The organism is Klebsiella sp. C283, from assembly GCF_048822555.1.
Classification (GTDB): Bacteria; Pseudomonadota; Gammaproteobacteria; order Enterobacterales; family Enterobacteriaceae; genus Klebsiella; species Klebsiella quasipneumoniae.
Genome location: NZ_JBMEZS010000029.1, coordinates 1 through 8,635 on the forward strand (window position 1 = coordinate 1; position 8,635 = coordinate 8,635).

3 protein-coding genes and 2 pseudogenes are annotated in these 8,635 nt (G+C 52.7%); 1 reads left to right on the top strand and 4 read right to left on the bottom strand.

Translation table 11 applies throughout. From position 1 onward, the window contains the following. Positions 1 to 116: 116 nt before the first annotated feature. The 3 genes from lacY to lacI form a co-directional block, all read right to left on the bottom strand. Complete coding sequence (lacY, locus tag ACOI7Z_RS26325) at positions 117 to 1,370, bottom strand: lactose permease (protein WP_003846917.1); 1,254 nt, start codon at positions 1,368 to 1,370, stop codon at positions 117 to 119. A gap of 51 nt (positions 1,371 to 1,421) precedes the next feature. Continuing rightward, positions 1,422 to 4,496, bottom strand: coding sequence for a beta-galactosidase (gene lacZ, locus ACOI7Z_RS26330; protein WP_004187094.1), 3,075 nt, complete (start codon positions 4,494 to 4,496; stop codon positions 1,422 to 1,424). A gap of 121 nt (positions 4,497 to 4,617) precedes the next feature. Then, complete coding sequence (lacI, locus tag ACOI7Z_RS26335) at positions 4,618 to 5,700, bottom strand: DNA-binding transcriptional repressor LacI (protein ID WP_004206569.1); 1,083 nt, start codon at positions 5,698 to 5,700, stop codon at positions 4,618 to 4,620. A gap of 352 nt (positions 5,701 to 6,052) precedes the next feature. Here lacI and ACOI7Z_RS26340 point away from each other — a divergent pair. After that, positions 6,053 to 7,062: pseudogene (locus ACOI7Z_RS26340) on the top strand (zinc-binding alcohol dehydrogenase family protein). 359 nt (positions 7,063 to 7,421) lie between these two features. Here ACOI7Z_RS26340 and ACOI7Z_RS26345 read toward each other — a convergent pair. Next, a pseudogene (locus tag ACOI7Z_RS26345) lies at positions 7,422 to 8,635 on the bottom strand (Tn3 family transposase); the annotation flags it as partial.

Sequence of the window (8,635 nt, forward strand, 5' to 3'; positions counted from 1 at the left end):
TAAACACAACCCGCTACGGGGGAGACTTACCCTAAATCTGATTTATTCAACAAAGCCCATTCCGTCCTGATAAGTTGGTCGGATAAGGCGCTCGCGCCGTATCCGACATTAATTTCTTAAGCGACTTCATTCACCTGGCGACGCAGCAGAGAAAGTGGGCCGGGGCCGCTAAGCGTGAACACGGAAATTAAGGTGAAGCCCAGCGCCACCAGACCCAGCACCAGGTAAGCGCCCTGGAAACCGATGCTTTCATACATATTGCCCGCCAGAATAGACATAAAAATCATCGCCAGTTGCTTAAAGAAGCAGAAACAGACCAGATAAATCGTCGCTGAAAAACGCACTTCAAACTGGCTGGTAATATATTTAAAGCAGCCCACCAGCAGGAACGGTACTTCAAACATATGCAGCGTTTTCAGAATAACCACTTCCAGTGCTGAGGTAGCGAACGATGAGCCAATAATACGTACTGACATAATAGTGCCAGCCAGCAGCAGGGCGTTTTTCCCACCGATGCGATTAATGATCAGTGGCGCAAAAAACATAATCGAGGCGTTAAGTAATTCGCCCATTGTCGTTACGTAGCCAAATACCCGCGTACCCTGTTCACCGGTAGCAAAGAACGAAGTAAAGAAATTAGCAAACTGTTGGTCAAAAACATCGTAGGTGCAGGAAACGCCAATAACATACAGTGACAAAAACCACAGTTTTGGCTGTCTGAACAGTTCCAGCGCCAGCTTAAGGCTAAATGCCGAATGGTTGGCACCTACCGCATTGGCAACCGTGGCAGAAGAGGGCGCATCCGTTTTGGCGAAAAAGAGTAAAACGGCGAGGATGAATGCACAGCCAGAACCCAGCCAGAAAACAAACTGATTATTGATGGTGAACATGATGCCGACAATCGAGGCACACAGCGCCCAGCCAACACAGCCAAACATCCGCGCGCGACCATATTCGAAATTACTGCGACGGCTGACTTTCTCGATAAATGCCTCTACTGCTGGCGCACCGGCGTTAAAACAAAAGCCTAGATAAATACCACCAACAATCGATCCTACTAAAATGTTGTATTGTAACAGTGGCCCGAAGATAAAAATAAAGAACGGCGCAAACATCACTAACATGCCGGTAATAATCCACAGCAGGTATTTGCGCAGCCCGAGTTTGTCAGAAAGCAGACCAAACAGCGGTTGGAATAATAGCGAGAACAGAGAAATAGCGGCAAAAATAATACCCGTATCACTTTTGCTGATATGGTTGATGTCATGTAGCCAAATCGGGAAAAACGGGAAGTAGGCTCCCATGATAAAAAAGTAAAAGAAAAAGAATAAACCGAACATCCAAAAGTTTGTGTTTTTTAAATAGTACATAATGGATTTCCTTACACGAAATACGGGCAGACATGGCCTGCCCGGTTATTATTATTTTTGACACCAGAGCAACTGGTAATGGTAGCTACCGGCGCTAAGGTGGAATTCCGCCGACACTGACGGGCTCCAGGAGTCGTCGCCACCAATCCCCATATGGAAACCGTCGATATTCAGCCATGTGCCTTCTTCCGCGTGCAGCAGATGGCGATGGCTGGTTTCCATCAGTTGCTGTTGACTGTAGCGGCTGATGTTGAACTGGAAGTCGCCGCGCCACTGGTGTGGGCCATAATTCAATTCGCGCGTCCCGCAGCGCAGACCGTTTTCGCTCGGGAAGACGTACGGGGTATACATGTCTGACAATGGCAGATCCCAGCGGTCAAAACAGGCCGCAGTAAGGCGGTCGGGATAGTTTTCTTGCGGCCCTAATCCGAGCCAGTTTACCCGCTCTGCTACCTGCGCCAGCTGGCAGGTCAGGCCAATCCGCGCCGGATGTGGCGTATTGCTCGCCACTTCAACATCAACGGTAATCGCCATTTGACCACTTCCATCAATCCGGTAGGTTTTCCGGCTGATAAATAAGGTTTTCCCCTGATGCTGCCACGCGTGGACCGTGGTAATCAGCACCGCGTCGGCAAGCGTATCTGCCGTGCACTGCAACAACGCTGCTTCGGCCTGGTAATGGCCCGCCGCCTTCCAGCGTTCGACCCAGGCGTTAGGGTCAATGCGGGTCGCTTCACTTACGCCAATGTCGTTATCCAGCGGTGCGCGGGTGAACTGATCGCGCAGCGGCGTCAGCAGTTGTTTTTTATCGCCAATCCACATCTGTGAAAGAAAGCCTGACTGGCGGTTAAATTGCCAACGCTTATTATCCAGCTCGATGCAAAAATCCGTTTCGCTGGTGGTCAGTTGCGGGATGGCGTGGGGCGCGGAGGGGAGTGTCACGCTGAGGTTTTCCGCCAGACGCCACTGCTGCCAGGCGCTGATGTGTCCGGCTGCTGACCATGTGGTCGCGTTCGGTTGCACTACGTGAACCGTTAGCCAGAGTTGTCCGGCGCTCTTCGGCTGCGGTAGTTCAGGCAGTTCAATCAACTGTTTACCTTGTGGAGCGACATCCAGAGGCACTTCACCGCTTGCCAGCGGCTTGCCATCCAGCGCCACCATCCAGTGCAGGAGCTCGTTATCGCTATGACGGAACAGGTATTCGCTGGTCACTTCGATGGTTCGCCCGGATAAACTGAACTGGAAAAACTGCTGCTGGTGTTTTGCTTCCGTCAGCGCCGGATGCGGCGTGCGGTCGGCAAAGACCAGACCGTTCATGCAGAACTGGCGATCATTCGGCGTATCGCCAAAATCACCGCCGTAAGCCGACCACGGATTGCCATTTTCATCATATTTAATCAGCGACTGATCCACCCAGTCCCAGACGAAGCCGCCCTGTAAACGGGGGTACTGACGAAACGCCTGCCAGTATTTAGCGAAGCCGCCAAGACTGTTACCCATCGCGTGGGCGTATTCGCAAAGGATCAGCGGGCGCGTCTCTCCAGGCAACGAAAGCCATTTTTTGATGGACCATTTCGGCACAGCCGGGAAGGGCTGGTCTTCATCCACGCGCGCGTACATCGGGCAAATAATATCGGTTGCGAAGGTGTCGGCTCCGCCGCCTTCATACTGTACCGGGCGGGAAGGATCGACAGATTTGATCCAGCGATAGAGTGCGTCGTGATTAGCGCCGTGGCCTGATTCATTCCCCAGCGACCAGATGATCACACTCGGGTGATTACGATCGCGCTGCACCATTCGCGTTACGCGTTCGCTCATCGCGGGTAGCCAGCGCGGATCATCGGTCAGACGATTCATTGGCACCATGCCGTGGGTTTCAATGTTGGCTTCATCCACCACATACAGGCCGTAGTGGTCGCACAGCGTGTACCACAGCGGATGGTTCGGATAATGCGAACAGCGCACGGCGTTAAAGTTGTTCTGCTTCATCAGCAGGATATCCTGCACCATCGTCTGCTCATCCATGACCTGACCATGCAGAGGATGATGCTCGTGACGGTTAACGCCGCGAATCAGCAACGGCTTGCCGTTCAGCAGCAGCAGACCATTTTCAATCCGCACCTCGCGGAAACCGACATCGCAGGCTTCTGCTTCAATCAGCGTGCCGTCGGCGGTGTGCAGTTCAACCACCGCACGATAGAGATTCGGGATTTCGGCGCTCCACAGTTTCGGGTTTTCGACGTTCAGACGTAGGGTGACGTGATCGGCATAACCACCACGCTCATCGATAATTTCACCGCCGAAAGGCGCGGTGCCGCTGGCGACCTGCGTTTCACCCTGCCACAAAGAAACCGTCACCCGCAGCTCATCGCGCAGCTCGCCGTACATCTGAACGTCTGCCTCCAGTACAGCGCGGCTGAAATCATCATTAAAGTGAGTGGCTACATGGAAATCGCTGATTTGCGTGCTCGGTTTATGCAGCAACGAGACGTCACGGAAAATGCCGCTCATCCGCCACATATCCTGATCTTCCAGATAACTGCCGTCACTCCAGCGCAGCACCATCACCGCGAGGCGGTTTTCTCCGGCGTGTAAAAATGCGCTCAGGTCAAATTCAGACGGCAAACGACTGTCCTGTCCGTAACCGACCCAGCGCCCGTTGCACCACAAATGAAACGCCGAGTTAACACCATCAAAAATAATTCGCGTCTGGCCTTCCTGTAGCCAGCTTTCATCAACATTAAATGTGAGCGAGTAACAACCCGTCGGATTCTCCGTGGGAACATACGGCGGATTGACCGCAATGGGATAGGTCACGTTGGTGTAGATAGGCGCATCGTAACCGTGCATCTGCCAGTTTGAGGGGACGATGACAGTATCGGCGTCAGGAAGATCGCGCTCCAGCCAGCTTTCTGGTACCGCTTCTGGTGCCGGAAACCAGGCAAAGCGCCATTCACCATTCAGGCTGCGCGACTCTTGGGAAGGGCGATCGGTGCGAGCCTCTTCGCTATTACGCCAGCTGGCGAAAGGGGGATGTGCCGCAAGGCGATTAAGTTGGGTAACGCCAGGGTTTTCCCAGTCACGACGTTGTAATACGACGGCCAGTGAATCCGTAATCATTGTCATAGTTGTATCCTGCGTGAATTGTTATCCGCTCACATTTTCGCATAACATACGAGCCGGACACATAGAGTGTAAAGCCTGGGGTGCCTAATGAGTGAGCTGACTCACATTAATTGCGTTGCGCTCACTGCCCGCTTTCAAGTCGGGAAACTTGTCGTGCCAGCTGCATTAAGGAATCTGCCAACGTGCGGGGAGAGGTGGTTTGCGTATTGGGCGGTAGGGTGGTTTTTCTTTTCACCAGTGAGACGGGCAACAGCTGATTGCTCTTCACCGCCTGGCCCTGAGAGAGTTTCAGCAAGCGGTCCACGCTGGTTTGCCCCAGCAGGCGAAAATCCTGTTTGATGGTGGTTAACGGCGGGATATAACACGAGCTGTCTTCGGTATCGTCGTATCCCACTACCGAGATATCCGCACCAACGCGCAACCCGGACTCGGTAATGGCGCGCATTGCGCCCAGCGCCATCTGATCGTTGGCAACCAGCATCGCAGTGGGAACGATGCCCTCATTTAGCATTTGCATGGTTTGTTGAAAACCGGACATGGCACTCCAGTCGCCTTCCCGTTCCGCTATCGGATGAATTTGATTGCGAGTGAGATATTTATGCCAGCCCGCCAGACGCAGACGCGCCGAGACAGAACTTAATGGGCCCGCTAACAGCGCGATTTGCTGGTGACCCAATGCGACCAGATGCTCCACGCCCAGTCGCGTACCGTCTTCATGGGAGAAAATAATACTGTTGATGGGAGTCTGGTCAGAGACATCAAGAAATAACGCCGGAACATTAGCGCAGGCAGCTTCCACAGCAATGGCATCCTGGTCATCCAGCGGATAGTTAATGATCAGCCCACTGACGCGTTGCGCGAGAAGATTGTGCACCGCCGCTTTACAGGCTTCGACGCCGCTTCGTTCTACCATCGACACCACCACGCTGGCACCCAGTTGATCGGCGCGAGATTTAATCGCCGCGACAATTTGCGACGGCGCGTGCAGGGCCAGACTGGAGGTAGCAACGCCAATCAGCAACGACTGTTTCCCCGCCAGTTGTTGTGCCACGCGGTTGGGAATGTAGTTCAGCTGCGCCATCGCCGCTTCCACCTTTTCCCGCGTTTTCGCAGAGACGTGGCTGGCCTGGTTCACCACGCGGGAAACGGTCTGATAAGAGACACCGGCATACTCTGCGACATCGTATAGCGTTACTGGTTTCACATTTACCACCCTGAATTGACTCTCTTCGGGTGCTATCATGCCATACCACGAAATGTTTTGCGCCATTCGGAGGGGGCACGCCGAAGTGAGATTCAAAATGCCGACGTCAGTTCACAGGTGGGTAATGATACCAACGTGTTGATTTCGTATTTTCACTGACACCAGGATCATCCTGATGTTACAAGGATTGAATGACTACAGATTAAAATAGTCATCAACAGGTTGACAGCATTACCCAGCGCCCGCTTTCCGCGTATTTTTCGATTTGCACTGCCGGGGGCACTGGCGGGTATCGCGTTCCGCACACTTTTACATTTATTTATCTGGTGACTGACCTTTTTAAGGAGACAGAATGAAAGCCGTTGGTTTCTGGCAACCCGGGAAAGTACATCCGTTATTGAAGATTTGTCGCTTCCCCACCCATCCATGCCCAAGGGGCGTGATCTTTTGATCAGAGTCAGGGCGGTCGCGGTTAACCCACGGGACCTGAAAAGCCGGCGAAACATCAGTCCCTCTGCAGGCAATCCGGTAGTTATGGGATACGACGCTTCCGGTGTTGTTGAAGCAACCGGACCAGATGTGACGCTGTTCAGGCCAGGTGACCACGTTTTCTATGCCGGTGTGCTCGATCGCCAGGGAGCCAACGCAGAGTTTCAGCTGGTTGACGAACGCATTACGGGGATAAAGCCGGCAGCACTAAGTTTTGAAGCTGCAGCGTCGGTTCCTCTGACCGGTCTGACAGCCTGGGAAATGTTATTTGATCGTCTGCAGTTGTCAGTGAACGGAGATGCTGATCAGACCCTGTTGATGCTTGGCGGTGCGGGCGGAGTCCCTTGTATGGCTATACAGCTTGCCCGCACTCTGAGTCGGGTGAACATCATCGGGACTGCCTCCCGGCAGGAGAGTGTCAGAGCGGTTCGCGGGTTTGGTGCGCATTATGTCCTGGATCATTCATGTGCGCTTGCGCCACAGGTTGCCAGCCTTGCTGGACTCCCTCCCATTACCCGGATTTTCTCAACGTACACCACGCCATCTGCCTGGGAAAATATGGCCGAAATTATTGCCCCACAAGGCCGTATCGGACTCATCGACGACCCTGAACCACTGGATCTGCGTTTGATCAAATTTAAGAGCGTTTCTGTTCACTGGGAGGCAATGTTTACCCGCCCCATGCATGCTACTGCGGACATGTCTAAACAGCATGATATTCTTAACAAACTCTCATGCATGCTGGATTCCGGTAAGCTCAAACCTCCGTTGCTGGCAGAGTATGGCAGGCTGAATGCTAAAGCACTTCGCCGGGCTCATGAGGACATGGAAAATAAAAATGTGAACGGGAAAATTGTTTTTTCAGGGTTCTGATGAACAGGCCTGTCAGAGTAAAAAAAGATTCGGGTTCAGCACAATGCTGAATTCTGTCTGGCTATAGAGTAAGAATCGTACCGGAATTGAGCATTTACCCTCAGTACCTGCGGATGAAAAAGCAGTCTGCCCTGACATACTGAACAATCCCTTCTCATAAGATGCCTCTCTTTTGCTGTTTAAAGAGCTGAGCAGTCCGGGCGGAGACTGACCTCGTTCCGCTTTCCAAGCGACCCCCTTGTTGAAAGTGCGACAAAAGAGATAGGGCGAATGACTATACTTCGCTCATAGCTGCCCGCCATGCCAGCTCAAAAAACAGGCTTAACGTAGGATATTTTCCGTTTTCCAAGCGGCCCCCTTTTAGGGTGAGGGGGCATGCCATAAACCAGATCGCCAAAAGGGGATGCTGCTGAAGGGACACTGTTATCCAGCGGGGTAATTTTCACGCCTTTATCCGATATATCAACATCGGGTAAATCACCGGCCAGCGCCATCGCGTTAACTTCTTCCAGACGCGATGCAAGAAGCGTCAAACGGCTCTTGATGTATTCATGGCAATCGGCCGGAACAGCAAGGGGTAACTGGTTATCCCGGAGTGATTTTTCAAAATCGTCTGACGGGATCAGATAATCATCGAAATTCCTGTAGCGGCGTGACCCCTTTACCCAGGTGTCACCTGAACGTAAGGCTCCCTTCAGTTCATTCAGCACGCAAAATTCGTAATATTTTCGGTCAATGCCGGTGGGGGTGATCACAACCTTTCTCCAGCTTTCCGGGATGAACCCGATTGGCGCGGAAGGCGGTACTTTTCGGAGTTGTTTTCTATACATATCTCTGACGGTATCCAATGCGTCACTGAGCTGCATTGCGGCGGGTGCAGCCCTGAACTGCAACACGGACAGCATCCGGGGGGCGTATTTACGCAGCGTACTGTATTTTTCTGTGATCAGATGCAACGGGTCGAAGTTGTCCTTACGTGACAGGAACCGCGTCTCTTCCACGCTGTTGATGAATTCCTGCCAGGGAAGGACGTCTTCTATTGCGGCCCAGGGATCTTCCCCGGACTCTCTGGCGTTAAGTAATGCCTGTCCGACGGTAACGTATTGCTTCAGTTTACTCTGAATCAGCTTTCCCGTTTGCTGGAGCCGCTCGGCCTGAGTACGTTTTGCCCTGCTGAACAGACTACTCAGAATACGCTCGTGCAGATCAATAACTTCGTCAGTCAGGGTGGATCTGGCCTCCGATATGATACAAACCAGCGAGGCATAACGGCGAACATCCGTGAATCTTGCCAGATCCCGGCTACTCATTTTCCTGCCTTCGCGTGCGAGTTTCAGGAGTCGGTTCTGGTGAACGGAAAGTGCAATGCCGTCAGGGAGTGCCAGCGACTCAATCGCATTTAACCGGTCGATATGTTGCAGGACATTTTTACCATTAATTTTTCCCGGAGGCTGGAGCAGCCAGGCCAGCCGTGAAGGTTGCTCACCCTCAGATACCAACAGACGGTCCAGTGCCGCTTTATGCCCTGGTTCAAGCTGCGCGGTAAGCGCAGAAAAAACCGCCCTGTTGGCAA

Excerpts from the sequence above, each read along its gene's own strand:
- lacZ (WP_004187094.1), bottom strand. The coding sequence starts at position 4,496 with ATGACAATGATTACGGATTCACTGGCCGTCGTATTACAACGTCGTGAC.
- lacY (WP_003846917.1), bottom strand. The coding sequence starts at position 1,370 with ATGTACTATTTAAAAAACACAAACTTTTGGATGTTCGGTTTATTCTTT.